Source organism: Ruegeria sp. AH12, from assembly GCF_056541465.1.
In genome coordinates, this window is the sequence record NZ_JBQFYL010000176.1 from 1 (window position 1) to 649 (window position 649).

Sequence of the window (649 nt, forward strand, 5' to 3'; positions counted from 1 at the left end):
TTGCTAGGCACGGATGACCAAGGGCGCGATGTGTTCTCGACCATCCTCTACGGGTTGCGCATTTCATTGTTCGTAGGTGCCTCTGCTGTGCTTCTTGCCTTGATCATCGGCGTGATCCTCGGTCTGATCGCTGCGTATTTCGGAGGTTGGATCGAGACGCTGATCATGCGTATCGCAGACGTGCAGCTGACGTTCCCGGCCATTCTGGTCGCAATGCTGATCTTTGGGATCGCCAAAGGGATCACTCCGCCGGAATACCGCGATGAGATGGCAATCTATGTTCTCATCATCGCGATTGCGTTGTCGGACTGGGTGCAGTTCGCACGCGTCGTCCGTGGTGCTGCTCTGGTTGAGAAAAACAAGGAATATGTACAAGCCGCGCGCCTGATCGGGCGTGGATCGTTCCCGATCATGTTCCGTCACATCCTACCCAATGTCCTCAGCCCTGTTCTTGTTATTGCGACCATCTCGCTGGCGCTGGCGATCATTGCTGAGGCCACATTGAGTTTTCTGGGTGTGGGCGCCCCCCCGACCCAGCCGTCGCTGGGAACACTAATCCGGATCGGGCAAGGTTTCTTGTTCTCGGGCGAATGGTGGGTTTTGTTCTTCCCGGCCTGCACGCTTCTGGCCCTCGCCCTGTCGGTCAACT

Annotated in this window: 1 protein-coding gene; it reads left to right on the forward strand. The window is 57.0% G+C overall.

Annotated elements, in window-relative coordinates; translation table 11 throughout:
* A partial coding sequence (locus ACR0EL_RS22430; protein WP_480502349.1) for an ABC transporter permease occupies positions 1-649 on the forward strand: 649 nt, incomplete at both ends.